At 51.6% G+C, this 25,496-nt stretch carries 20 protein-coding genes and 1 pseudogene; all 21 read left to right on the top strand.

Annotation, left to right across the window (positions count from 1 at the left end; translation table 11 throughout):
• The first annotated feature begins 58 nt into the window (after positions 1-58).
• The 21 genes and pseudogenes from dinB (at position 59) to lspA (ending at position 25,443) form a co-directional block, all read left to right on the top strand.
• Entirely contained in the window at positions 59-1,393 is a 1,335-nt protein-coding gene (gene dinB, locus HMPREF3016_RS00315; protein ID WP_070739293.1) for a DNA polymerase IV, read from the top strand.
• A gap of 256 nt (positions 1,394-1,649) precedes the next feature.
• Positions 1,650-2,069: a DUF3040 domain-containing protein gene (locus HMPREF3016_RS00320; RefSeq protein WP_004004380.1), complete on the top strand. Its 420-nt coding sequence runs from the start codon at positions 1,650-1,652 to the stop codon at positions 2,067-2,069.
• Between the two features lie 246 nt (positions 2,070-2,315).
• Entirely contained in the window at positions 2,316-2,747 is a 432-nt protein-coding gene (mraZ, locus tag HMPREF3016_RS00325; RefSeq protein ID WP_004004381.1) for a division/cell wall cluster transcriptional repressor MraZ, read from the top strand.
• Positions 2,748-2,833: 86 nt separating this feature from the next.
• Positions 2,834-3,913 carry a 16S rRNA (cytosine(1402)-N(4))-methyltransferase RsmH gene (gene rsmH / locus HMPREF3016_RS00330; RefSeq protein WP_256370645.1) on the top strand — a complete coding sequence of 360 codons (1,080 nt, stop codon included), beginning with the start codon at positions 2,834-2,836 and terminating at the stop codon, positions 3,911-3,913.
• Between the two features lie 83 nt (positions 3,914-3,996).
• On the top strand, positions 3,997-4,974 hold the full coding sequence (locus HMPREF3016_RS00335; RefSeq protein WP_135007633.1) for a cell division protein FtsL: 978 nt from the start codon (positions 3,997-3,999) through the stop codon (positions 4,972-4,974).
• 50 nt (positions 4,975-5,024) lie between these two features.
• Positions 5,025-6,872 (top strand): peptidoglycan D,D-transpeptidase FtsI family protein, encoded by a 1,848-nt coding sequence (locus tag HMPREF3016_RS00340; protein WP_070739296.1) that lies wholly within the window; start codon positions 5,025-5,027, stop codon positions 6,870-6,872.
• A gap of 127 nt (positions 6,873-6,999) precedes the next feature.
• On the top strand, positions 7,000-8,718 hold the full coding sequence (locus tag HMPREF3016_RS00345) for a Mur ligase family protein (protein ID WP_070739299.1): 1,719 nt from the start codon (positions 7,000-7,002) through the stop codon (positions 8,716-8,718).
• 9 nt (positions 8,719-8,727) lie between these two features.
• On the top strand, positions 8,728-10,335 hold the full coding sequence (murF, locus tag HMPREF3016_RS00350; RefSeq protein ID WP_070739302.1) for a UDP-N-acetylmuramoyl-tripeptide--D-alanyl-D-alanine ligase: 1,608 nt from the start codon (positions 8,728-8,730) through the stop codon (positions 10,333-10,335).
• A gap of 2 nt (positions 10,336-10,337) precedes the next feature.
• Positions 10,338-11,543, top strand: coding sequence for a phospho-N-acetylmuramoyl-pentapeptide-transferase (gene mraY / locus HMPREF3016_RS00355; RefSeq protein ID WP_048754838.1), 1,206 nt, complete (start codon positions 10,338-10,340; stop codon positions 11,541-11,543).
• The gene (murD, locus tag HMPREF3016_RS00360; RefSeq protein ID WP_070739305.1) at positions 11,543-13,144 is read left to right on the top strand and encodes a UDP-N-acetylmuramoyl-L-alanine--D-glutamate ligase; all 1,602 of its coding nucleotides are present in this window, start codon (positions 11,543-11,545) and stop codon (positions 13,142-13,144) included. The genes mraY and murD overlap by 1 nt, the downstream gene beginning before the upstream one ends.
• 102 nt (positions 13,145-13,246) lie before the next feature.
• Complete coding sequence (locus HMPREF3016_RS00365; RefSeq protein ID WP_070739308.1) at positions 13,247-15,217, top strand: FtsW/RodA/SpoVE family cell cycle protein; 1,971 nt, start codon at positions 13,247-13,249, stop codon at positions 15,215-15,217.
• Between the two features lie 133 nt (positions 15,218-15,350).
• A complete protein-coding gene (gene murG, locus HMPREF3016_RS00370; RefSeq protein ID WP_048751959.1) occupies positions 15,351-16,445 on the top strand; it encodes an undecaprenyldiphospho-muramoylpentapeptide beta-N-acetylglucosaminyltransferase in 1,095 nt (364 codons plus the stop codon).
• Positions 16,446-17,930, top strand: a complete 1,485-nt coding sequence (gene murC, locus HMPREF3016_RS00375; protein WP_070739311.1) for a UDP-N-acetylmuramate--L-alanine ligase — start codon at positions 16,446-16,448, stop codon at positions 17,928-17,930.
• Between the two features lie 2 nt (positions 17,931-17,932).
• On the top strand, positions 17,933-19,153 hold the full coding sequence (locus HMPREF3016_RS00380; protein ID WP_246828394.1) for a cell division protein FtsQ/DivIB: 1,221 nt from the start codon (positions 17,933-17,935) through the stop codon (positions 19,151-19,153).
• Between the two features lie 209 nt (positions 19,154-19,362).
• The gene (gene ftsZ, locus HMPREF3016_RS00385) at positions 19,363-20,574 is read left to right on the top strand and encodes a cell division protein FtsZ (RefSeq protein ID WP_004004394.1); all 1,212 of its coding nucleotides are present in this window, start codon (positions 19,363-19,365) and stop codon (positions 20,572-20,574) included.
• A gap of 94 nt (positions 20,575-20,668) precedes the next feature.
• Entirely contained in the window at positions 20,669-21,484 is an 816-nt protein-coding gene (locus tag HMPREF3016_RS00390) for a purine nucleoside phosphorylase YfiH/LACC1 family protein (RefSeq protein WP_070449489.1), read from the top strand.
• A 54-nt stretch (positions 21,485-21,538) separates the two neighbouring features.
• Complete coding sequence (locus HMPREF3016_RS00395; RefSeq protein ID WP_070449491.1) at positions 21,539-22,360, top strand: YggS family pyridoxal phosphate-dependent enzyme; 822 nt, start codon at positions 21,539-21,541, stop codon at positions 22,358-22,360.
• Positions 22,361-23,172: 812 nt separating this feature from the next.
• A pseudogene (locus HMPREF3016_RS11175) lies at positions 23,173-23,484 on the top strand (cell division protein SepF); the annotation flags it as partial.
• Between the two features lie 3 nt (positions 23,485-23,487).
• Positions 23,488-23,790: a YggT family protein gene (locus HMPREF3016_RS00405; RefSeq protein WP_004004398.1), complete on the top strand. Its 303-nt coding sequence runs from the start codon at positions 23,488-23,490 to the stop codon at positions 23,788-23,790.
• Between the two features lie 274 nt (positions 23,791-24,064).
• A complete protein-coding gene (locus tag HMPREF3016_RS00410) occupies positions 24,065-24,649 on the top strand; it encodes a DivIVA domain-containing protein (RefSeq protein WP_013398846.1) in 585 nt (194 codons plus the stop codon).
• 170 nt (positions 24,650-24,819) lie between these two features.
• On the top strand, positions 24,820-25,443 hold the full coding sequence (lspA, locus tag HMPREF3016_RS00415) for a signal peptidase II (protein WP_070449493.1): 624 nt from the start codon (positions 24,820-24,822) through the stop codon (positions 25,441-25,443).
• Positions 25,444-25,496 lie beyond the last annotated feature (53 nt).

Here is a 25,496-nt window from a genome sequence, read left to right on the forward strand (position 1 = left end):
TACAAGTACTAATTATAGAATATATATGCTATTATATTGTGAATTGGGAAGGAGGGGTATGAACCAGCAGCAGGGGCGCGTTGTTATGCATCTTGATATGGACGCTTTTTTCGTTAATGTGGAGCTTCTGGAGAGCCCCGAATTACAGGGTGCACCTATCATCGTTGCTCCACAGGGGCCTCGCGCCGTGGTGTGTTCTTCCTCGTATGAGGCTCGCATATATGGAGTTCGTTCTGGTATGCCCCTTTCACGAGCTCTTTCTCTATGTCCTGCTGCTGTGGTCATGCCTCTTCGCGGTAACTATAGGTATTATTCGCAGGCTGTTATGGATATTTTGCGTGCAGAAAGCCCGTTGGTAGAACAGGTAAGCGTGGACGAAGCTTTTGTGGATCTCACGGGTGCAGTTATCCATGGAACGAGTCCTGTAGATATCGCTCAGCGTGTGCGTTCACGAATTGCGGAGGAACTTCATCTACCAAGCTCGGCAGGGATTTCCGTCAATAAACTTATTGCCAAGATGGCTTCGACCGGTAGTAAACCTAACGGGCTATGGGTGGTTCCTCCCGCAAAAGTCCGTGAGTTTTTAGATCCACTTCCTGTCTCAAAGCTCTGGGGTGTAGGGTCTAAAAGTGCTGCAGCCCTCGGTAAATACGGTATTACAACAATTGCTGGTTTACGCGAACTCGACATAAGCTGGCTGCGTGCACGGTTCGGACGAGCTGCTGGAGAACACCTTTGGGCTACATCTCGTGGGCTCGATAGCCGTGATGTTGTGCCCTATCGTGAAGAGAAAAGTATAGGCGCTGAGCACACATTCGGGACTGATACTACGGCGGGGTATGAGATTACAGATGCTTTGCGCTCGCTTTCGTTTAAAGTGGGTATACGTTTGCGCCGTGCACGTAAGCTGGCCGGTTCTCTCAGCCTCAAAATTCGGTATGAAGGATTTGAGACTCATACGAAATCTGTGCCGTTGTCGGTTTCTTGCGATTCAGGTATGGAAATTTATCGGGCATCTCATGCTGCACTGCGCGGGATGGGGCTTTTGGCCTTTTCTGCTGAGCAATCTCAGGAGTATGCGACACGCGCTATTCGCCTCATTGGTGTTCGCGCCGAAAAACTTGAACGTAGTGAGCTCGGAGTGCAGTATCCACTCTTCGACGATGCAATACTGTTAGATATAGAGGCAGGTTCTAAACATCTTGAAGATACTGTGGGTGATGATAGGTTCAGGGTCGGTGCTTGGAATGGAATCCGCAGTGCTCCTGACTGGAGCGCAGTGGAACATGCTCTCGATAGTATCCGTCAGAAGTTTACTGATGCAGCTGTTTCTAGTGCTTCTGATCTTTCATATATTCACAAGAGCAGCCCAGAAAAACAGAAAACTTCTTAGGGGAGCGCTCTGGAGTATAGGGGAGTAAAAAGTGGAGGGAATCGAAGGATTTGGGGTAGAAAAATCTGTCCTGAGGTGAATCTTCCCATAAAGAGTGTAAACAAGACCATATTTGGTTAGAGAAGAAAATTTTCACGCGAGCGAGCGGTAGGTATCTTAAAAAAGGATTGCGGGGTAGTATAAAAGCAACGGAGTGTTGTAGGTTTAGGATAGACGAATAAGCACTCATGTCACCGGTTCGTTCAAGGAGAATGAAATGGCACTTTCTGAGCGTGAACAGAAGGTTCTCGACCAGCTCGAAGAACTGATGAGCGCTGAGGATCCACATTTTGCGTCATCAATGTCATCAACGGGTAATACAGCTCCCGTATTTAGTGCCCGACACATGGCTCTCGGCATTTTAGGCGTGTTAGCTGGGTTGGGTATTATTATCGGTGCCGTTGCCTCAAAGATGATATGGCTGGGCATTATTGGATTTATTATTGCTGCCGGTGGTGTTTATTTGGCGACAACAAGTAAGAAGACTCCGGTGGATTCGTTCTTAGGAGACAAGGCGCAGGGAGCAACCCAAGCTCGCCAGGAAGGTGCGGGTTCTTCTGAAAAATCTACAAAGCAGTCGAAGTTCATGTCTCGCCTCGAAGAGCGTTGGGACGATCGTAACCGTGGTGAAAACTAACTTTTGATGATTTAAATTTTACTAATAAGTTTAAAGAAACGTCCGAGAGGGCGAGTGGTTTTTGATAAACCACTCGCCCTCTTTGGCGCTTAAAACTAAGGAAAAGCTGTGTTCTTTCTGAGAAAAATCCTCATGAGGTAGGAATAGTGGAGCAAAATGGAGTAAAGTGGAGGGGAAGATAGTTTCAGGGGTAGACATGCCTAATTGGAGTCGCGGGTATTCCGCTTGTCAGGAAAGGGGTGCCGCATGTTTCTTGGAACATATACACCCCGCCTGGACACCAAGGGGCGCATCATCCTGCCAGCGAAATTTCGCGATGAGCTATCAGCTGGTCTCGTGCTAACACGCGGTCAGGAACGCTGCCTATACGTGTTTCCTGTCGCCGAGTTTGAGCGTATCCACGAAACGATGCGAAGCTCTCCGCTTCCTGGGCGGCAAGCACGTGACTTTATGCGCATGTTCCTTTCGGGAGCTTCTGATGAGGTGCCTGATAAGCAGGGACGTGTAACGATCCCGCCTGTGCTGCGTGAGTATGCAGGTCTGTCGCAAGAGCTGACTGTGATTGGTTCAGGAAGCCGTGCGGAAATCTGGGACTCCAAAGCATGGGAAGAATATATGGCACAGACAGAAGCAGAATTTGCGTCGTTGGACGAAGATCCTTTCGCCCCAATTCTGTAATGACTATGTCACCACACAGTTTTGTTGCCCCAAACGTAACCTGTGATCCGCTGTGAACGACCGCTAGAGCTATGGGAAGGAGCATCATGATCGCCGAGTCTCACTCACTTACCGGCGTGGTTGCCCCAACGCACGATGTTTCGACATCCCCCAATGCTGTATCTGGCGACCCTGGATATCGGGAAGGGCTTTTGGGGCAGCTTTCACAACGACAGGCACAGGAACGCCATGTTCCGGTTATGCTCGATCGTTGCCTGGAGCTGTTGGAACCCGCTATTTCGCGCCAGGATGCGGTTGTCATTGACGGGACTTTGGGTATGGGGGGTCATACAGAAGCAATGCTTGAAAGGTTCTCCAACCTAACGGTTATCGGCATAGACCGTGATGCACAGGCGCATGCTATTGCTGCCGAACGTCTGGCACGTTTTGGAGATCGCTTCGTGCCTGTGCACACCGTATATGACCATATAGAAGATGCGATGTCCGCGGCGGGAGTCACCTCTGTAGATGGCGTTCTTCTGGATCTAGGCGTGTCTTCGATGCAGCTGGACGAACGTTCCCGTGGGTTCGCGTATTCCTATGATGCACCTTTGGACATGCGCATGAACGGTGATGATGAGCTAACTGCCCGCATCGTTGTCAATGAGTACAGCGAGAATCAGCTGCGTCGCATCATCAAAAACTGGGGTGAAGAGAAATTTGCTGCCCGTATTGCCCGGCATATTGTGGAACAGCGAAAGCACGCACCCTTCACCACGACTGGGGAACTGGTAGCTGCCATTCAGAAGGCTGTACCCGCTGCAGCACAGCGCAAAGGCGGTCATCCGGCTAAGAGAACTTTCCAGGCTTTGCGTATCGAGGTTAATCATGAGCTAGAAGCTCTTGAACGGGCGGTTCCAGCGGCTTTGGATGCTCTGAGACTCGGCGGTCGTTTTGTCGCTATGAGCTATCACAGCCTTGAAGACAAAATCGTCAAACGTGCTTTGACCGAGGCTGCTACGTCGAAGGCCCCTAAAGGCTTTCCTGTGGAGCTCGACGAACATCAGCCGACGATAAGAGTTATCACCCGCGGTGCAGAGCCGCCTACAGAGGCTGAAATCGCCGAAAACCCGCGTGCAGCAAGCGCTAAACTGCGTGCCGGAGAAAAAATCAAAGTATCCAGCTGAATCTCTAAGACAGCTTAATTTAACTCTCCCGGCACATCTACCTAATTGGCATAACAACAGATACAGACTTGAAAGAGCAGGATATGACCCCTCCGCAACACTCTCCGAGCGTTACCACTCCCGAAGCGCCGACTGTAACCGGCGTAGAGGAGACGCCCCGCACTGCCAATCGGCGCAGGGGAACTCGGAACGCTAATTTGCGTATTATCCCTGAGCATAAACCTGCTCAAAAACACCCAACGCGCCGGGGTGTACCGGGGCGGAATAAACCTGCGTCAAATGTGAAAAGCCGTGTTTCTCAAATCCAGGTTCCACGTACTTCTGTAACTTCTGATACGCACGCTCGAATTGCTCATCGTGCGCAGAACCGGTTGTCGGAACATGTAACCGCATACGCTGGTCCGCGCACTGGCGGTGCTCAGCATCCGCGTACTATCGGATACCCGGCGAAATCTGCATACCCAGCTCGTTCGATTGCGGCTAAGAGCTCACGAGTAAAAGCTCAGGCTCGGGAGACTCGTCGTGTACCGCTTGCCCTGTCACTGGTACGTCCGCGAAGCTGGAGTCCTGTGGCGTTGGTGGGTGTATTTGTTGCTATCCCGTTGACCTTGGTCTTTATCTTGATGCTCAATATCTTGATCGCAACCCGTCAATACGACCTTGTGGACTTGCGTACCCAAGAGCAAACACTGACCCAAGAGAACCAAGCCCTGCAACAAGAAATTGGGTACCAACAGGCCCCGCAAAACTTGGCGAACCGTGCAAGCTCACTGGGTATGCATGCGACGGATATTCCGGCAACTTTGGATATCAACAGCGGGCAGATTAACGGCACGGCTACTCCTGTAGCGAAGCCTAAAGATGATGCCCCGGGCGCTCGCAACCTCGTGGATGCCCCCGCCGTTCCCAGTCAGGGGAGCCGCGCTTCGACATCTGCAACACCGAGTGCAGCACCGTCTGCATCGGCAGATAAACAGCAGCCGGCTTCGAGTGCGTCTGCTTCATCGTCAGCGTCTGCAAAACCCTCGGCATCCACTAACCCTTCAGCATCTCAACGATAGTATATTGGTGGAGACTGGAACGAACTGTTTAAGAGTTTGAAAGGACACCTTTGAGCTTTCATGAGAATGCGCCCGTGCCGCCCGAGCCTCAACAGCTTGGGCGTCGCGGGTTTGTAGTGGGTGCTTTGGCCACTGGCGGCTTGGCAGCCGTGGGTGCACGGCTTCTCTATCTACAGGGGTTTGATCCACAGCATACTGCCGAGAAATCGCGTGAGAAACGCATGCGCTCTCAGACTGTTCCAGCGGTTCGAGGTCAGATTCTCGATATTAACGGAGTGGTGCTTGCTCGAAGCGTGCAGCGGTACAACATCATTGCGGATCAGACTATTGTTGCTTCGTATAAGCGCTACGATAATGACCGCGATACTAAGAGTGAAATTACTCCAGAACAGTTGGTGTATGAGCTAACCGACATTCTGCATACCGTTGACCCTACGATTACAGACGAGTTTATCAAGTCTAAGCTTGACGGAGACTCAAAATATGCCGTCGTGAAATCAAATGTCACCCCTGAGATATTTCGCCGTATTGATGCTCTAGGAGCCCCGTTCCTTTATGGGGAAGCCATCTCTGAGCGCCTGTACCCAAACGGACCCGTGGGCGGCTCTGTTGTGGGCCGTTACCGCATTGTTGATGAGGCAACCGGTAACGAGAACGAGACGATCAAGAAGAATTTATCTGTAGGTATTGAGCGCGTCTTTGAAAAAGATCTTGCGGGCGTGGACGGTCAGCGTACCTACGAAATTAGTGCCGATGGTGTGCGTATTCCTGTTACTAAAGAAGAGGCGACCGATGTAGAAAATGGGAAGAACGTACGTTTGACCATTAACCAGGACATCCAGTATTTCGCGCAGCAGATTGTCAAAGCGCGTGTGGACGAGCTCAAAGCGGAATGGGGCACCGTTATCGTTATGGATGTGCGGGATGCCTCGATTTTGGCAATGGCCGATTCTACGATGATGGATCCCGGCGCTGAGAAAGTTAAGAACGAGCAGGATACAAGCCCACGCGCTATTTCCCAGGTTGTTGAGCCTGGCTCGACTGAGAAGATTCTGACTGCATCAGCTTTGATCGAAAGCGGCATTACGACCCCTACCTCGGCGTATGACGTTCCGGAACGTTTGGTGATCAACGGGCAAACATTCACGGACGCTTTTGACCACCCCGCACAGCGCCGAACTTTTTCCGGTATTATTACCGACTCGATGAATACCGGAACGGTACTTGTCGGGCAGAAACTCCCTAAGGAAGACCGCTATAACTGGCTCAAAAAATACGGTATGGGGGATTATACGGGTATTGAGCTGACTGGCGAACAGCAGGGGTTAGTAACTGATTGGCATGAGTGGGACGGTCGTCAGGAATACACAGTTTTCTTCGGGCAGGGTATTGCCCAGACCCCTCTACAAACCGCCATGATTTTTCAGGCACTCGGTAATAACGGTGTGAAACTTAAACCGCGCATCGTTGACGCTTTGATTGATGCCGATGGTACGGTGCATAAACGCGATGTGGAACCCGGCACCAGGATGGTGAGCGAAAAAACTGCTGAACAATGTCGAGAACTAATGGAGAATGTTGTACTTCAAAGCCATGCGAAAACGGCCACGGTCGAAGGGTACCGAGTCGGCGGTAAGACGGGTACAGCTGAAGCTCCCAGCGATAAAGGCGGATATGACGGATACACCACATCCTTTATAGGGCTTGCGCCTATAGACAACCCGCAGTTTCTCGTAAGCGTTACTCTGCAGCGCCCTCAGGGCGATGTGCGTAGTGTGGGAGCAACAAGCCAGTTCTCACAGATTATGGAGAAAGTACTGCACACGTATAACGTGCCTAAATCCACCACAGACCCAGTAAAAATTCCTATTTTTGCGGATGGAAAATCTAACGGGTGAGTTACATGCGGTCACCCGACCGTGCAGAACTTATTACAATAGGAACGTACCTTGACGTTGATCGAGGACGATAACAATAATAATCTCGGCGGCAAGAAATGCGTATGACCGTCAGGAAAGAAGGATAATGGACAGCGAAACGCGCTTGGCTCAAGACGTTCGTCGCATCCCGCACTTGGGAGGCGATGCGCAGAGTCTGCGACCTCAGAATCCACGAGGGAGCACGGTTACTGAGCTCGTGGAGCATCTAGAGGCCTTAGGTGCGCATCCTGTTCTAGAACATCAAAGCTCTGAAGAAGATGTGCGAGGGATCAGCATGGATTCTCGTGCAGTTCGTCCTGCAGACCTATATGTTGCTCTTCCAGGCGCGAAAGCTCATGGTGCACAATTCGCGCAAAAAGCGCTGGAGGCCCAGGCTCACGCTATCCTTACGGATACTGCAGGCGCTCGGATGATTCGGGAGGCAAATCTTTCTTTAGATGGGTGCTCCCTGCTGGTCTGTGACTCTTTACGTCCTGTTATAGGATCACTCGCCGCTTTGATCTATGGGTCACAAGATTACAAGGGTCTGAATCGCTACGCTGTCACAGGAACCAATGGAAAAACGACGACTACCTACATGCTGGAGTCGGTATTCCGAACTGCTCTCAAGGCTAAGACCGGTCTTATCGGTACTATCCAAATTCTCGTTGATGGTGTGAGCGTTCCTTCAGCTCTAACCACCCCAGAGTCTGTTCACGTTCATTCGCTCCTTGCGATTATGGGGGAGCGCGGTGTGTCTCATGCAGCAATGGAAGTTTCCTCGCATGCTATCGACTATCACCGTGTGGATGGTGTAGTTTATAAGGTTTCTGGGTTTACAAACCTCACCCAGGATCATTTAGATTTGCACGGCACCATGCAGAATTATTTTGATTCTAAAGCACAGCTTTTTACGCCCGAGCGGACTGAGCGTGCTGTCATCACTGCCGATGACAAGTGGGGCGAGAAGATGCTTCGCCACGCCCAGATTCAGCTGGGGACCGGTAATGCTGTTCGGCTTGTTACTGAGTACGGCATGGGTCTAGCCGAGGTTCCAGCTGAGTTCGGTCCGCTTGATTGGGCGGTAATCAACGTTGAACGTGATGGGTTAGGGCATCGTTTTACGTTGGCTAACGGCGCAGGAGACACTATTCCCTGTTGTACCCATCTTCCGGCAGATTTCAATGTCTCAAACGCCGCGCTCGCCGCGCTGATGGTATATATTGGTGCTTCTGAGGAAGAACGCATGATCCTACGACCTGCCCTAGCTGATGGCACGGCACTAACCCCTATAGTGCCCGGGCGTATGCAGCTGATTTCTCTGGCACCGCATACTATTGTCGATTTTGCCCACAACCCTGACGGGCTCACTCGGGCGCTTGAAGCCATGGACCGACCAGGTGGTGGGCGAGTCATTATTGTTTTCGGGGCAACAGGCGAACGCGATCATCTCAAACGTCCCCTAATGGGAGAAATTGCTGCGCAGCACGCCGATATTGTGATTGTGACCGATGACGATCCGCACGGTGAAGACCCCGCCCCAATTCGCGAGGCTGTTGTTGCCGGGGCTGAACGAGCGATTGCCGGAGGTGCGCGGGCATCCCAAATCCTTAATCTTGCTCCACGAGAAGTAGCGATTGCGCGGGCAATTGAGTTCGCAGATGCGAGAGATGCTATTCTTATCGCCGGTCGTGGACATGAAACGGCACAGGATGTTGCCGGTACCGATGTGCAACTTGACGACCGCGTGGAGACCGCGAAAGCGCTTGTCTCCAACGACTTCGAAATTCTTCCGGATTATCGACGCATGCTTGAAGAAGCATAAGGAGCATAGATGATTAAGCTTTCCGCCGCCGAAATTATTACGGCAACAGGCGGCTCACCGCTCGGCTTAGCCGGGCGTGAGAGCGAGCTAGGTGCTACCTTCGCGACCACCGATTCGCGTGAGGTTATACCAGGCACACTATTTGTTGCTAAGCCAGGTGAGGTGACCGACGGACACAACTTTGTGTCGGGAGCCTTCGACAAAGGCGCTGTCATAGCGCTTGTTGAACGCCCCGTTAAAGATGAGCGGGGTGTTTTGTACCCCAGCATCCAGGTTGATGATGTGGTTCTCGCCATGGGTAAGATCGCACAGTATGCTGTTGAAAAGATGCGGTCTCTAGGCGATCTTACGGTTATCGGTATTACCGGTTCTGCGGGGAAGACCACCACAAAAGATTTATTAGCAGCGATCCTAAGTTCTCAGGGCGAAACTATAGCCCCTGTAGGTTCGTACAACGGCGAAGTTGGCGTACCTTTGACTGTATTCCGCGCTGACGAAAGTACTCGCTACCTTGTGATTGAGATGGGTGCCGATCATGTGGGGAATATCGAATACCTGGCAAATATTGTGCACCCTGACCATGGTGTGATTCTTAAAGTTGGCACCGCACATGCTGGCGAGTTTGGCGGGGTCGACAACATCGAACGTACTAAAGGGGAGCTTGCCGAAGGTATTCGTACTGGCGGAACCTTGATCCTCAATGCTGATGATGAGCGTGTTGCACGCATGTCAGCTCGCGCAAGTGTGCCGGTAACCTACTTTGGGGTGGGGGAGAAACCGCAGTACGAACGCTATGCTGCCGCTTTGGGGCTGCATACTAATGATGCTGGTTGTCCGGAATTTACTCTTCGCCTTCCCGACGCCAGCGAATATGAGATTTCCTCCAAACTCATTGGTGAGCATCATGTATGCAATATTCTGGCGGCTGCTACGGTAGCCTATAACGCTGGTGTTCCTGGAGGCGCTATTGCGCATGCCCTCAATAACACCGGTGCGCTGTCGAAATGGAGGATGGCTCGCACAGACCGCGCAGACGGCGTGACTGTCATCAACGATGCCTATAATGCTAATCCCGAGTCAATGACAGCTGCTTTACGCACTTTGGCCCAACTGGGACGAGGCGCGAAGCCACGACGGACATGGGCAGTTTTGGGGGCCATGCTCGAACTGGGCGAGGCCTCTTTGGAGGAGCACGATCGACTCGGTCGTCTGGTGGTACGCATGAATATATCAAAGCTTATTGCGGTTGGGAAGGAGGCGAAACCAGCCTACAACGCCGCGCATCTTGAAGGTTCATGGGGTAACGAAGCTACCTGGGTAGAGACACCGCAAGAAGCACTAAATATTTTGCGTGCAGAGTTACGTTCTGGCGATATTGTGCTGTTTAAATCTTCAAATGGCGCTAAACTAGGTTCTTTGGGCGATGAGGTTGCCTTCTGCACCGAGACCTTTGGCGAGGCTCAAGAACAGGCTCCAGCTTGGCTGAGTGCTGGCGATTTTGTTGAGGTGACGGATTTAACGGGCGCCGCTCTGAGCACGGTATCAGCTGGTAGTTCTGCAGCGCAAACCTCGACGACCGACCTAGACCGTAGCCATCTTCACGAAGGAACACATTAACCATGATTACTGTGCTTATTGCTGGAATCCTAGGGTTTATTATCTCCTTCTCAGCAATACCGCTCTTCATCAAGCAGATGCAGAAGCTCAAGTTGGGGCAGCTGATTCGTGAAGAAGGCCCCGCCGCGCATCAGCATAAGGCGGGGACGCCCACGATGGCAGGTCTTATTTTTATCCCAGCCGCCGTTGTTGCCTACTTGCTTGCGTTGCTGATTAACGCTGCGGTTTTTGGAACCTCGCCGGTTCCTAGTGCGACGGCTTTATTGACCCTCGGGTTTACACTAGGAATGCTCGGAGTCGGTGCCGCCGACGATATTATGAAGTTCCGCAACCAGGGGAACGAAGGACTTACCGAGAACCAGAAGACTATTGGTCTGCTGGCGGTGACTCTTCCTTTTGCGTATTTGGTGTTTCAATTTCCTAATGCGGCGGGAGTGACCCCCGCCTCGACGGCGATTTCGTTTGTGCGTGATCTTCCGTTCGACTTCATGGCTGCTGGGGCTATAGGCGGTACTATCCTCATGGTGTTGTGGATTACCCTGATTTCTCTTTCGGGCACTAACGCCGTGAATTTCACTGATGGTCTCGATGGACTTGCGGGTGGCGCAACGATGACCATCTTTACTGGATACCTTGCCATGACTATCTGGCAATACGTACATGCCTGCAGCGGTGGGGCGGGAAATGCATGCTATGATGTGCGGGATCCAGGGTCGCTGGCACTTATTGCAGCCGCACTTGTTGGTTCCCTCGCCGGGTTCCTATGGTGGAACGTTTCTAAGGCACAAATCTTTATGGGAGACTCTGGTTCTCTTGCTTTGGGGGGTGCACTGGTCTCCTTCGCTATTTTCACCCGTACCGAGCTCCTGCTTCCCATTATCGCGCTTGTGCCGGTTCTGGAAGTGTTTTCGGTGATTGTGCAGAAAGTTGTCTTCAAAGTTAGCCGTAAACGTTCTGTATCTGTTGGCGATAAAATTCCTCATGCCTACCGTTTCTTCCGCATGACTCCTTTCCACCATCATCTTGAGAAAACCGGTGCAAACGGAAGATACTCCATAGATAAGAAGGGTCTTGTCCCCGGCTCTGTCAGCAGTGGTGAAGTGAACTCGGTATTCCGTCTGTGGATTGCAAATGCGCTTTGTGTGCTGGTTGCTCTTGCAATTTTCTTTGGAGATTGGTTCTCACAGACGTCTGGAGTGATTCACTAATGCCTGACGCTAAGAACTCGCAGCGGGCCTCCAAGTATCAGGCACAGCGTGCCCAATATGCAGATGCTATCGCCGTCAATCCAGTCGTCAATAATCCTCGGCTTGCTGAGCTCACTACCTGGGACGGGCCTTGGGCGGGGCTGAAGGTTGTCGTGATAGGCCTCGGCACCAGCGGCGATGCTGCAGTGGATGTGCTGGCCCAGAAGGGGGCCCACATTACCGCTATTGATGCGCAAGATACGCAGGAAAAGCGAGAGCGCATCCGAATTTACCAAGAGGCCTATGGAAACGTGGCGGGTTTATTTGGTGAGGAATACATGGAATGTGTGCCTCGTGTCGATGATCAAGACCCGGATGTTATCGTGACTTCGCCAGGAATCCGTCCAGATAGCCTGGTCATGCTCGATGCTTATGAACGGGGTATCCAAATTTGGAGTGAAATCGAACTGGCATGGCGTCTGAATCAACGTCAAGGTCGGGTTACTCCAAAGTGGCTGTGCCTGACGGGAACCAATGGGAAAACTACGACCGTGGGCATGGTCGATTCGATTCTTAAAGCAGCCGGTAAAAAATCTCTGCAGGTTGGGAACGTGGGCATGCCAGCAGTCTACGCTGTTGCCGACGATGAACCCTATGAATTTTTTGCGGTAGAGCTTTCGAGCTTTCAGCTGCATTGGACTTCTTCACTGTCGCCATACGCTTCCGTGGTGCTTAACGTAGCGGAAGATCACGTCGATTGGCACGGTTCCTTTGAGGCTTACAAGGCCGATAAAGCACGTGTGTACGAAAATACTCAGGCAGCGTGTATTTTCAATACCGATCATGCTGATACTTTGCGTATGGTCGAAGAAGCAGACGTTATAGAAGGTGCCCGTGCCATCGGTATTAGCTCAACCGAGATCCCCTCAGTCTCCATGTTGGGCTTGGCGGAAAACATTATTGTTGACCGTGCGTTTTTGAAGAATCGATACAGCGAGGCACTTGAGCTTGGTGTTCTTGAAGATTTAGCGCCCGTTCCCGGTCAAGCTCCCGCACAGCACACCGTGGAGAATGCGCTAGCCGCTGCCGCATTATGTCGTGCTGCAAATATTGCTCCTGAGGCTGTGCGGGATGGACTGCGTTCTTATAAGCCTGGTGCGCATCGTAATCAGACGGTGCTTTACCGCGATGGAATCCAGTGGGTCAACGATTCTAAGGCTACTAACCCACACGCCGCTAACGCTTCAATGAGCGCTTATCCTTCGCTGATTTGGATTGCTGGAGGTCTTTCTAAAGGGGTGGAGTATGATGATCTTATAGCTCAGCATGCTTCACGTTTGAAAGCAGTATTAATCATTGGCACTGATACGGCGGGACTTAAAACATCTTTGGCGAAGTATGCAAGCCATGTTCCTACCTATAATATGACGGCTTCGGCGGATGATCCCTCTGACGGGGTTAATGTTATGGAAGCTGCCGTAGTCAAAGCAGAAGAGCTAGCCGCTGAGGGTGATACAGTACTCATGGCGCCTGCCGCTGCTTCGATGGACCAATTTAACAATTATGCCGTTCGTGGCAACGCTTTTGTGGATGCGGTCAAATCTCATATTGTCGGTAACTGAAGGCATATTGATTGCTCTGAAACGATAAACGCCGTGTAGACTTTTCTGCTGTAGGAAAAATCTATCGAGTTTGTCGCGTCAAGACACAGAAGAGGAGAGCGCATGAGTAATGCACCCGGTCAGACTCACTCGTCGGCCCGTGGAGGCGTAAGTCATGCACAGCGCCAGGGCAGGAACGGCTCAACGAGGCTCGGTTCTTTTCTGCATAACGCTATCTCGTCTCTTTATAAGCGTTCCGCATCGCGCGATTTAGCGGATGTGCCGCGACTGATTCTTTTAGTATGCGCTGGTCTCACAGTTTTTGGCGTGATCATGGTACTGTCTGCATCATCTGTGAGCATGATTTCACAAGGGATGTCCCCTTTCTCGCAGGTAACTCGCCAGGTAATGTTTGCCGCTCTAGGCGCCGCCGCATTAGGGGCTATAGCAGTCTTGAAAGTACAGCGGTACCGCAAAATGTGGGTTGTCAATATCCTCTTAGCCCTGGCGATTCTTGCCCAAATTGCCGTTCTTGCTATCGGTACCGATATTAATGGCAACCGTAACTGGATTAGGTTCAGCGGCATTCAGATTCAGCCTTCGGAGTTTTCTAAACTTGCTATTGTGCTGTGGATGGCGATGGTCATGACTCGGCAGGGCAGTAAACTCAAAGAGAAGACATCTCGTGCAATTTTTCCCGCACTTTTTGGACTCTTGCCCTTGATGCTGCTTATTCTGGCCGGTAAAGATCTCGGTACCGTGATTGTCTATGCCTTTATCTTCTTGGGCATGGTATATATTGCGGGCGCAAACCGTAAGACTATGGTGTGGCTTTCGATTATTCTGATCGTGGGTGCCGTAGCGGGGTCAATTTCGAGTTCAAACCGTCGTGAACGACTGATGAGTGTTTTCGGCGTGTGCACCGGTTCTGTCTGTGATCAATCTCAGGCTGGCGGGGTCGCCTTGGCAACCGGTGGGTTCTGGGGCGTTGGGCTAGGACAATCCCGTCAGAAGTATAACTATTTACCCGAAGCACATAACGATTACATTTTCGCCATTATCGGCGAGGAACTGGGGCTTTTGGGTACGCTTACCGTGGTGCTTTTGTACCTGGGTCTGATCTATTGCGCATTACGCATTATTGCCCGAACAGCAGACCCGTTTATTCGTATTGCCACGGGCGGTATTATTGCGTGGCTTTCTACCCAAGCTATCGTGAATATGGCGATGGTTTCCGGTATTTTGCCTGTGATCGGCGTGCCGCTTCCCTTTATCTCATACGGCGGTTCATCCTTGATTTCATCAATGCTTGCCGCAGGGATGCTTTATGCTTTTGCACGTCAAACTCCACTTGTCGGCGGGCCTATACCAGCCGCCGATTTAACGAAGCAGACACCTCGCGAAGTGCGACGCGCTAATGAAGACTGGAAGCGACGACTGTCTCTTCAAGCCATCGTTGAAGATGAGCGGCTTCAACTGCAAGAAGCCGGTGGAGCTCTTGGTAAAGAATACTGGGGTGGGGGCTTACTGCGTAGAGTCAAAGAACTGCCATCCTGGTTGGGCATAACCCAGCGACAGCGTGAGCATACTCGCAAGACGTATGAGCAGCGCGCTCAAGCACGTGCCGATCGTGCTGCTGAGCGCCGCCGTGAGGCGGAGCATCAGGAAGCTCTCGCTCATGAAGAGCAGCGTATTCAGCGTGAACGGCAGCGACTTCGTGAGCAGCGGTTCCAAGAGGAACATCCAAATGGATTGCATACCCATGAACGGGTTCCTCAGCTACGCCGTAAGGGAGATGTGCATCCTGAGCATCGTCTTGCGCCGGGCAAGCAACGAATGACTCCTGCAGACCACGAAGATACGATTCCCCTGCAGAATCCACAAAAGCCGACAAATGCCAATCGAGCGCGTCACCGCTCTTCGTCATCGGGACGTTTGCCAGCCGGGTTGCGACCTTTGCATCCAGGATCCCCGACGTCTTCTTCCGGGCAACCTTCGGCGGGAGCATCACGTCAGATACGTCGGCAGCAGCCTTCACAGAGTCAGCAGAACCCGCGAGGCCGTAAACCTGGCCAGGGTGGTTCACACTCATAGCCCCTGGAATAGGGAAAGGAGGAATACCAGGCTCGGGACGTGGGTATATACCCGACTTCATATTCTTTCACTACGGGGTTAGTCCTGCTATGTCGTAAAATGAGGTGAATGTATTTGTTGGGAGTTATTATCTATGTCTAAGGCACCCTCTGTGGTCCTCGCTGGCGGCGGCACCGCTGGTCATATTAACCCGATGCTTGCTATAGCACGCGAAATCCGCCGGATCGAGCCGGAAGCTAATATTCTGACTCTTGGCACCGAGGATAAGATGGAAGCTCAATTAGTTCCTGAAGCTGGATTTGATATTGAGTTTATTCCGCGTGTAGCTTTCCCCCGAAGCCTATCGCTTAACGCATTAACCTTTTTACCAAGATTCGCAAAAGCGATTTCGCAAACCCGTAAAATTCTCAAAGATGCGAATGCAGATGTTGTAGTAGGCGTAGGCGGTTATGTGTGTCCGCCAGCATATCTTGCCGCTTTTTTCTCCCGCATTCCTGTTGTTATTCACGAGGCTAATGCAAAACCAGGTTTAGCAAATAAACTGGGTGGTCCTCTAGCGAAGTTTGTGGGTGTGGCTTTCTCCAACACCCCTTTCCCTCGCGCCAAACTTGTGGGTATGCCCATGAAAGATGAGATCGCGCATCTGAACCGTCGAGCGGCACGAGCACAGGCGAGGCATACTCTAGGTCTTGACCCCGATAAGCCTGTTCTGATTGTGACGGGCGGTTCCTTAGGCGCACAAAGCCTTAATAATGCCGTCGCTGAGAACATTACGAATTTTGAGGACTGGGGTTTTCAGGTTTTGCATATTACTGGTAAAGGCAAAGCTATCGTGGATGATTCAGGCGAGCCCGTTACAGCCCCAAATTATCGTCAGATTGAGTTTAGCCACGGTATGCAGGATGTTTATGCCGCCGCCGATCTTTTGATAGTCCGTGCTGGAGCCGCAACCGTAAGCGAAGTTGCTGCGGTGGGTGTACCCGCAATTTTTGTTCCGCTCCCGTTTGGTAATGGTGAACAAAGTCTCAATGCTCGTTCTCTGGTTATGGCAGAAGCCGCGCTTCTCATCGAAGATAAGAAAATGACCGGGGCGTGGTTTGCCCGTGAAATTCCATCGTTGATGGCTGATGCTCAGAAGTTAAAAGAAATGGGTCGTCGAGCATATAAATTGGGCATTCGTGATGCCGCACATGTTATGGCTGAGGCAACCCTGAAGGTGGTTAAATAAATGTCCGAACTGATGAACCTTAACATGGTGCTTCCTGAGCCCCTGAACCCGCCGTTTCCCGCGCGCGCATCTCTGCAGGAGTTGGGACGTGTGCATTTTATAGGGATCGGCGGTGCCGGTATGAGTGCTATTGCAACGTTAATGCTGAAAGCTGGTATTCCCGTAAGCGGCTCTGACCGAGCAGAAACGGCGACTATTCAGGCTTTACGTGAAGCGGGCGCTCGTGTTTATACTCCCCAAGATGCTGCGAATATTCACGATATTGATACCGTTGTTATCTCAACGGCCATTCACGAAGATAACCCCGAACTGATTGCGGCTCGTGCTCAGAACCTTCGGGTGTTGCACCGCTCTGAGGCTTTGGCTGCCGCTATGGGAGCATCACAGGTTGTAGCGGTTGCTGGCACGCATGGTAAGAGCACAACCAGTTCCATGATTGCCGTCATGCTGGATAAGTTAGGGTTTCACCCGTCTTTCGCGGTAGGAACAGTTATTGCAGGATACGGCAGCAACGCGCGATTGGGGGCCACTGGTGAAGGCTCTTGGTTTGTAGCAGAGGCTGACGAATCCGATGGGTCTTTTGTGCGCTACCAGCCTGCGATCGCAGTGGTTACCAACGTTGAACCTGACCACTTGGATTTCTACGAAACTCCCGAACGCGTGTATGAGGCGTTTAACCGTTTTGTTGCCTCTATGGCCTCTGGGGGCGTCTTGGTGACATGCTGGGATGATGAAGGCGCTCGTGCGCTTGCAGAACGTGCGCGCGATGCTGGGATTGAAGTGGTAACTTACGGCCAGTCTACTGAGGCTGATCTACGGGTTTCACGCATTACGAGCCACGGCTCAGAGTCTTCGGCAACACTGCGCTGGTCTTTCGAGTGCGCGAGTAAACATTACGAAGGCGAACAGGATGCTCAGCTGCGGGTACCCGGTATTCACAATCAGTTGAACGCAGCGGCAGCTTTTATTACCGCTCTTCTCGCTGGAGCACAACCTGAGGACGCGGCCGCCGCGTTATACGGCTTCGTAGGAGCAGATCGACGTTTTACTCTGCGTGGTGACGTAGCGGGTATTAAAGTCTTTGACGATTATGCTCATCACCCAACAGAGGTATTCCGTGCGCTTGAGACCGGCCGCACGGTTGCCGATGGGCATAACCTCTATGTGGTTTTCCAGCCGCATCTGTTTTCACGTACCCAAGAATTTGCCGCCGATTTCGCGCAGGCTCTTTCGAAGGCTGATCGTTCGTATGTACTGGATATTTATCCTGCCCGGGAACTTCCGATTGAGGGAGTCACGAGTGAACTTATCACCGGTGCTGGATTTTCTGAGGTGCATTATGCGTCGGATGCAGCTGCAGCCATTGAAGATATTGCTATGTGTGCTGTTCCAGGCGATATTATTATGACCATTGGTGCAGGTGATGTTACCGCATTAGGAGAGCGTATTCTGCATGAGCTACATGCCCGTTACCCTAAGGAGTAATAGTGGCTAAAGGACGTCAAGAGCGAAAACCGGGCACGGAAGCGTTTGCAACCTCGCCGATACGTACTCCGAAGTTACCGGTTGTTCGCGGCAAAAAGAAAGCTAAACCTGCTGAAGATACGTCAAAATCTTCTGACGGTGCGAGCCCTCAGAATCAGACGAATCCTGTTGAGCAAGAAACTCATACCGAAAATAAGAGCCAGACGGGTTCTTCCCGTGCAACGTATTCTGAGTCTTCAGAGCCCAAGGACCGTGATATACGTCTGGATGCAGGGGAATCTGAATCGGATGAGCTGGATTCACAATCGGCGAAATCTACGTCTAGTACCTTTGGCCGATGGCGTCGTGAACGTGAGAAGGAACGCCAAACCGAGATAGCGCGGGAACAGGAGATCCGCGAAGAGCAGGGGCGTATCGCCCAATTACGCGATGACCCCGGGCTCGACGGGCTTTTGGCAGAAGACCAAAGTAAGAGTCAGACTTCGAAGCGCCGACGTCCGCTCACTCGATTGCGGAAACTCCTTTACGGCTTTGGTGCGTTCATGCTTGCTGTGCTTCTATATATCGGTTTGGTCTTTTATTCTCCGCTGCTCTCTGTTCAGACTATTCGAGTTGAAGGCGCTTCGCTATTGGATAGCGTGCAGGTTGAGCAGAAACTGGAACCACTCAAGGGCACGCCGCTGACTCGTATTAATGATCAGAAGGTGCGTGAACTTATCGACCAGGAGCATGTACTGCGCGGCGTGCAGATTGAGGCGCATCCTCCGCATGAACTAGTTGTAACCCTCAAAGAGCGTACCCCTGTTGCCGTCATTCATCAGGACGGGAAATATGTGGTTGTTGATAGTGAGGGAATCAAACTTCGTGAAGTTGAGAATGCTGATGGAATCAATGTTCCGCTTGTCGATGTTGGACAGGAAGTTCCCCAGGATTCTGCGGCCTTCCGCACGGTTGCAAATGTGCTCTCTGCTTTGCCCTCATCAATCCTGACGCAGGTGAAGGAGGCACGGGCAAGCTCAACCTCAAATATTAACTTAACCTTGAAGGATGGGGTTGTCGTGCAGTGGGGTACAGCTGAAGAGAGTGACCTTAAAGCTAAGGTTTTAACTAAGCTGATGGAGGCGGTACGTGAGGACCAGTCAAAAACCGCACAACAAGGACGAGCCGCTAATAAAGTAAACACTTATGATGTTTCTTCGCCGCGTGTTCCGGTTACTCGTTAGCCTTTAACCTTATGGTTAAGCATCGGGTAAAAAGATAGATTTTTTATAAAAATCTATAAATAATGCACGTCAAATACCTCAGGCAACTAGGAACCTGGTGAAACTGTTGGTATCCTTGCAGATAAAGTCACTATGAGGTTAGGAAGACTAAGGTTCTACTTGAACCCTTGGGTTTTTCTAGAGATTTACACGAAATAATCGAGGGATAAATGGACGCTGGAACTCCCCAGAACTACTTGGCAGTCATCAAAGTCGTCGGTATCGGTGGCGGTGGCGTCAATGCAGTCAACCGCATGATCGAGGTTGGCCTGCGAGGCGTAGAATTCATCGCTATTAACACAGATGCTCAGGCACTTTTGATGTCTGACGCTGACGTCAAACTTGATGTTGGTCGTGAACTAACTCGCGGTCTCGGAGCGGGCGCAAACCCCGAGGTCGGTCGTCAGGCTGCTGAAGACCACGCCCAGGAAATCGAAGAGGTTATCAAGGGCGCAGACATGGTCTTCGTGACTGCAGGTGAAGGCGGCGGCACCGGTACCGGCGGTGCTCCCGTTGTAGCACGTATTGCACGCTCTTTGGGTGCCCTCACGATCGGCGTGGTAACTCGTCCCTTTACCTTTGAAGGTCGTCGCCGTTCGAACCAGGCGGAAACCGGCATTGCTGCACTTCGTGATGAAGTAGATACCCTCATTGTGATTCCGAACGATCGTTTGCTCTCTATCTCTGATCGCAACGTTTCGATGCTTGACGCCTTCAAATCGGCAGATCAGGTTCTTCTCTCCGGTGTGCAGGGTATTACCGACCTGATTACTACTCCGGGTCTGATCAACCTTGACTTTGCAGACGTTAAGTCTGTTATGCAGGGGGCTGGTTCGGCTCTGATGGGCATTGGCTCTGCCGCTGGTGAAGACCGCGCTGTTAAAGCCGCCGAGCTTGCTATCGCATCCCCACTTTTGGAAGCATCCATTGATGGGGCACACGGTGTACTCCTCTCCATTCAGGGCGGTTCCGATCTCGGTCTATTTGAGATCAATGAGGCTGCCCGCCTGGTCCAGGAAGTCGCACATCCTGACGCAAATATTATCTTCGGTGCTGTGATTGATGACGCCTTGGGTGATGAAGCACGTGTGACCGTTATTGCCGCTGGATTTGACGCCGTCAACCCTGAGACTAACACCAACGCTAACAGTTCAGCTTCGGCAAATGCTCAGGCGCAGCGTACCCAGCAGGCATTCGGCGGCTCTGCGCAGGCCGCTCCTGCAGCTCCCGCATCAACCGGATATGGTTTCGGCGGTGCGCAGAATGGTACTCAGCAGAATGATGTTCCTGCCGCAGCTGGCTTTGATGTTGATCTACCGCCCGTCGTGGAAGAATCCCCGGCACGGCGCGATACCCTCGATGTGCCCGACTTCTTGAAGTAAGTCGCACACATCCTTTTTAGACATAAGGGAGCCAAGGACATATACGTCCTGGCTCCTTTGTGTATGCTTTGACCTTATGACAGCAGAAAGAACCATGAGTACCCTCAACCCGTTTTACTCCACAGGAACTTATACCAGCGGCCCATATACCGTGCATATCGGATTTACTTCACGGTCGGCCGGTAATTTGGGGCTTCATGTTAATGCGGGCGAGCCCCATACCGCAACGCTGAAAAACCGTGCTGATGTACAAAGTCTCTGTGGTTCAGCTCCTTTCCTCTACCTCAATCAAGTACATGGTGCAGATATTGTATGCGCCGATCATATTCTGACTACTCAGATTTCTCCGAATGACGAGTGTGGGGCATATACGTTGAAACGTGCCGATCAATTACGCGAGCAGGCTCCGCAAGCAGATGCTGCCTACAGTACAACGGGTCAGCCTCTAGCTATTATGGTTGCTGACTGCATTCCACTCGTGTTCGTGGGAGAGAAATCTACCCCACATGACGTGCCCATTATTGCTGTGGCGCATGCAGGGCGTCCTGGGCTACTTGCAGGAGTTATTCAACGCACAGTTGCGACGATGCGAGAGCAGGGCGCAACACAGATTCACGCGTGGTTAGGGCCTAGTATATGCGGAAGCTGCTATGAGGTACCCGAAGATATGCGCGAACATGCGACACAGCAGATTCCCGAAACATACGCTCAGACAAGCCAAGGAACACCAGCTTTAGATTTGCCAGCGGGAGCGATTGCTCTCTTGAATAAGCTGAAGATAGAGGTTTCTACCGACTTGGCAGCCTGCACTTATGAAAGCACCAGCCTCTTTTCGCATCGAGGATTTATGAATCGAGGTGAAGCACCCGGACGTATCGCTGGGCTCGTATGGGTGACGAAACCTTCCTAAGATCTTAAAATCGAAGAAAAGCTGAGTATGAGGGTATATCGGTAAAGGGGACTGATGATGAGCGAAGAACAGACATTGACGTACACCTCGGAACGTGCGCAGCAGCTTGCGGATAACTACGCACGGGTTATGGCGCGCGTCCGTGATGCTGAAGCCGATACCAGTGGTGTGCGCACCGAGCATAGCCCTACAGTTCACCTTGTCACCGTGACCAAGTTTTTCCCTGCCTCTGATGTAGCAGCGCTTTACACCCAGGGGGTACGTATTTTTGGTGAGAACCGTGATCAAGAGGCGGCTCCTAAAGCTCGTGCTCTTCGAGCCATCGAAAAACCTGACGACCCCGCTTACTGGGCGTTTATTGGGCAGTTGCAAACAAATAAGGCAAAGTCCGTCGTAAAATATGCCCATCAGGTACAGTCCGTAGATCGTGCGTCTCTGATTGATTCTTTAGCAAAAGCCTATCGCAACCAAGTAGCTCGCTATGAGGCGGGGGAGCAGGACGCCCCAGGGGCTCTATCCCAAGGAGCTCTAGAATGTCTGATTCAGGTTTCGCTTGAAGCGCAGGCAACGGCCGGGCATGCATCGGAAGGGGCGCGTGGTGGAACGGACCAAGACGAGATTTTAGAGCTTGCTGAGCGTATCGAAGCTCAAGAAGAATTACGCTGTGGGGGTATTATGGCGGTGGCGCCACTGGGTGCGAACCCTGACGAATCCTTTGAAAAACTCTGGGAATTGGCGCAGGGTCTGCGCGCCGAGTTCCCGCATGCAGATCAGATTTCGGCGGGCATGAGTGCAGATTTAGAAGCCGCTATTCGCTGGGGGTCTACGTGTGTGCGGGTAGGAAGCGACATCATGGGGAAGCGAGATTACGCCTAGATTTTTACCAGGTTTTGTTGTGCAAGGTATGCAGCAGATGAGAAATACGCTGATAGGATTTTCAAGCGCTGGTAGAATATACACCTGTGAGGGCTGGTTGACGTCGTCTTTAAGAATATGCATCATCGTCAATAAAGCCCGTGGGAATACCCCCAAAATTCTCTGTGAACATATATAATCGGTGTCGAACCGACAGCATGTGCGGTGCTATTTCCCACGTTAGAATCTCAGGTATCGGTGGAGCGAATCTCCCGCATATATGTGAATGTACGACTGCGAAACGAGAGTAAAGAATGGCGAAACAAGGCGGTGGCAAACTTGCCAATAGCCTCGGTTCTTTCTTCGGCGTGACTCGTTATGGGTCGGAAACTGAAGAATTATCGGAAGGTATGCAGGATGTCCATAGTCATGATTCGACGGATGAGGCATCTATTCCTTCCACTGAAACTCCCGCTCCATCACCTGGAATCCGGCTGAATGCATTACCCACACCAGCATCTGCTAACCCTGATACCGCAGCTATGCCACAGGCAACGGGCGCTGCGGAGCCACTATCTGTAGAATCAGAAGCGATTACGGCATCGTCTGCTTATCAAACTTCAGCTCAGCGGCAAGAAACCAACCAGTTTGCCGCGACTTACACGCCAATCCCACACCGGGAACAGAAAACTAACCGAGAGGAATACCAGGTGCAAAATCACTACGAGACCGACGAGTACCCCTACCCTTCCTCCGGCTACGATCAAGTTCATGAGCTTGATGTGAACTCTTACGGCATTGACGAGGGTCTTGGTGCCGGATACCCCTACGAGGAAGATGAGGACGAATTGCGCCGCATTACAACAATCCACCCCCGCTCATACAACGACGCCAAAATTATTGGTGAAGCGTTTCGTGAGAATATTCCCGTGATTATGAATGTCGCTGAAATGAGCGATTCGGATGCTAAACGTCTTGTGGACTTTGCCTCCGGACTCGCATTCGGGCTCTCAGGTCGCATTGAACGTGTGACCGGGCAGGTATTCTTGCTAACCCCCGAAAACCTAGAGGTACTGGGGGCTGACACGACTCCGGCACCGGGCGCTTTTGAGGCTGAGGGCCCGTTTCCTTTTGACCAGGGGTAATGCATGGGGTACATCTTCGCCATCATTACCATAGCCCTGCACATTCTGTACATTGGGTTGCTCTTGCGGATGCTTCTGGACTGGGTGCGTGTCTTTGTGCCGGGGTGGCGTCCGCGAGGGATTGCCCTGCTGTGCGCCTCTGGAGTGTATGCTCTGACGGACTGGCCGATGAACCAGCTTCGCAAGGTTGTACCGCCACTGCGTATTGGTAATTTCGCCCTTGATACTGGGTTTCTGATTCTGATTTTAGGCGTGGGACTTTTATTGTCAGTGATGACCTCTTTGACACTAACTTTTTCACGCTAAATAACAGTTATATTTCCTGGTCAAAGCATAAATTTTTCTGATATGCATAAAGATGTATGAAGCAATAACGGCGAGGCAGACTTTCCGTCAGGAAATACATTTACTATGATGGTAAGAGGTTCTCTGCGCCGAATTCCTGGAAAATCGGGTCTTGAAGTGTAGAGAAGAGTAGAATAATGGGCGGTACCCTAGCCAGCACCGTAAGTTTATTTAATAAATTTATGGGCATCCCAAAACCTATTCACAGATAACTTTATTCCAAAGGAGATAAGCTGTGGCTATCACCCCCGAAGATCTGATTAACAAGAGCTTCAAAATTGTGAGAAACGAATCCGGGTACGACCGCGATGAGGTTGATAATTACCTTGATGAGCTTGTTGTTGAGCTCCGCGCGCTGTACACCGAAAACGAATCCCTCAAGCGTAAGCTTGCAGCCGCCCAGTCTGGTTCGGCAACTCCGGCGACCAACAATACGTCTTCTTCGTCCGCAACGGCTAAGTCCGCTGCACAGGATAAGACCAGCACCCCAGCACCCGTTGCTGCTGGCGGCGCTCAGGATGCAGCAGGTCTGCTTGCCATGGCCCAGAAACTCCATGACGAATACGTCTCTCAGGGTGAAAAAACCCGTGCAGAACTCGTTGCTAAGGGTGAGAAAGAAGCTAAAGATCTGGTGGCAGCTGCACGTTCTCAGCGTGATGAGGTTCTTTCCAAGCTCACCGATGAGCGTGACAGTTTGGAAATCACCGTGGAATCCCTGCGTGGTTTTGAGTCGCGTTACCGTTCGAAGTTGCAGGAACACCTCACCTCTCAGCTTGAAGAGCTGAAGACTCTTAAGTCTTTTGAAGCAGATGCTCGCTAAGCTCTAAGCTTCGATACCTTTTTATAAACACCGTCCGCATCCGTGGCAAGAAGAACTTTGCTACTGGCTTTGCGGGCGGTTGTTTATACCTGGCTTAAGATAAGCTAGAGGAGGGCGAATTCAGGTACAACATCCGCCGCCCTGCTCATTGCCCTTCACCGAGGAGATACATGGAATCTGAAGAGACCACTGCGTCTGCCGCTGGTTCAACAGCATCGCATAAATCTGTTACGCGCATACTCTCATCACGCGGCGCATGGGTAGTCGGGATTCTAACAGCTCTTACTATTTTTTTCATTGACCAGGGCACAAAACTTCTGGTGGTTACCAAGATGCAGATTGGGGAGCGCATCCCCGTGATCGATGGTCTTCTGTGGTGGTATTCCATCAGGAATTCTGGCGCTGCCTTTTCTCTCGGCGAGAATGCAACCTGGATATTTACGGTTATTATGGCGTTTGCCGCGGCAACCGTCCTTTACCTCTTCCGAAGGACGCGGGCTCTGAACTGGACCCTTGCCCTTGGAGGGCTGCTGGGCGGTGTTCTCGGAAACCTTTTTGATCGTCTTTTCCGTGAGCCAGGATTCGGTATGGGACACGTGGTGGACTTTATTTCGGTGCCTAACTTTGCCATCTTTAATATTGCCGATTCGGCGATCTGCGTTTGTATGGCTTTAATCGTACTGCTTAACTTCCGTGGCATAACGCTGCTTGGTACACGTGCTAAATCCTCTGCGAAGAAGGCTTCCGCACTATCTACCCACGTGAAAACTCAGAAGATCTCCGAAGGGGAATAATTGACCGATAATGTTGCGCCAGCAGGCATAACCGCCGAGTTCGATGTTTCTGA

The organism is Rothia sp. HMSC065D02 (assembly GCF_001815285.1).
Lineage (GTDB): Bacteria > Actinomycetota > Actinomycetes > Actinomycetales > Micrococcaceae > Rothia > Rothia dentocariosa.

Coding starts and splice junctions, on each gene's coding strand:
- murG (WP_048751959.1), top strand. CDS start 15,351: ATGTCTAAGGCACCCTCTGTGGTCCTCGCTGGCGGCGGCACCGCTGGT.
- mraZ (WP_004004381.1), top strand. CDS start 2,316: ATGTTTCTTGGAACATATACACCCCGCCTGGACACCAAGGGGCGCATC.
- dinB (WP_070739293.1), top strand. CDS start 59: ATGAACCAGCAGCAGGGGCGCGTTGTTATGCATCTTGATATGGACGCT.
- HMPREF3016_RS00395 (WP_070449491.1), top strand. CDS start 21,539: ATGATGAGCGAAGAACAGACATTGACGTACACCTCGGAACGTGCGCAG.
- rsmH (WP_256370645.1), top strand. CDS start 2,834: ATGATCGCCGAGTCTCACTCACTTACCGGCGTGGTTGCCCCAACGCAC.
- ftsZ (WP_004004394.1), top strand. CDS start 19,363: ATGGACGCTGGAACTCCCCAGAACTACTTGGCAGTCATCAAAGTCGTC.
- murC (WP_070739311.1), top strand. CDS start 16,446: ATGTCCGAACTGATGAACCTTAACATGGTGCTTCCTGAGCCCCTGAAC.
- HMPREF3016_RS00335 (WP_135007633.1), top strand. CDS start 3,997: ATGACCCCTCCGCAACACTCTCCGAGCGTTACCACTCCCGAAGCGCCG.
- HMPREF3016_RS00320 (WP_004004380.1), top strand. CDS start 1,650: ATGGCACTTTCTGAGCGTGAACAGAAGGTTCTCGACCAGCTCGAAGAA.
- murF (WP_070739302.1), top strand. CDS start 8,728: ATGATTAAGCTTTCCGCCGCCGAAATTATTACGGCAACAGGCGGCTCA.
- HMPREF3016_RS00345 (WP_070739299.1), top strand. CDS start 7,000: ATGGACAGCGAAACGCGCTTGGCTCAAGACGTTCGTCGCATCCCGCAC.
- murD (WP_070739305.1), top strand. CDS start 11,543: ATGCCTGACGCTAAGAACTCGCAGCGGGCCTCCAAGTATCAGGCACAG.
- mraY (WP_048754838.1), top strand. CDS start 10,338: ATGATTACTGTGCTTATTGCTGGAATCCTAGGGTTTATTATCTCCTTC.
- lspA (WP_070449493.1), top strand. CDS start 24,820: ATGGAATCTGAAGAGACCACTGCGTCTGCCGCTGGTTCAACAGCATCG.
- HMPREF3016_RS00390 (WP_070449489.1), top strand. CDS start 20,669: ATGAGTACCCTCAACCCGTTTTACTCCACAGGAACTTATACCAGCGGC.
- HMPREF3016_RS00405 (WP_004004398.1), top strand. CDS start 23,488: ATGGGGTACATCTTCGCCATCATTACCATAGCCCTGCACATTCTGTAC.
- HMPREF3016_RS00365 (WP_070739308.1), top strand. CDS start 13,247: ATGAGTAATGCACCCGGTCAGACTCACTCGTCGGCCCGTGGAGGCGTA.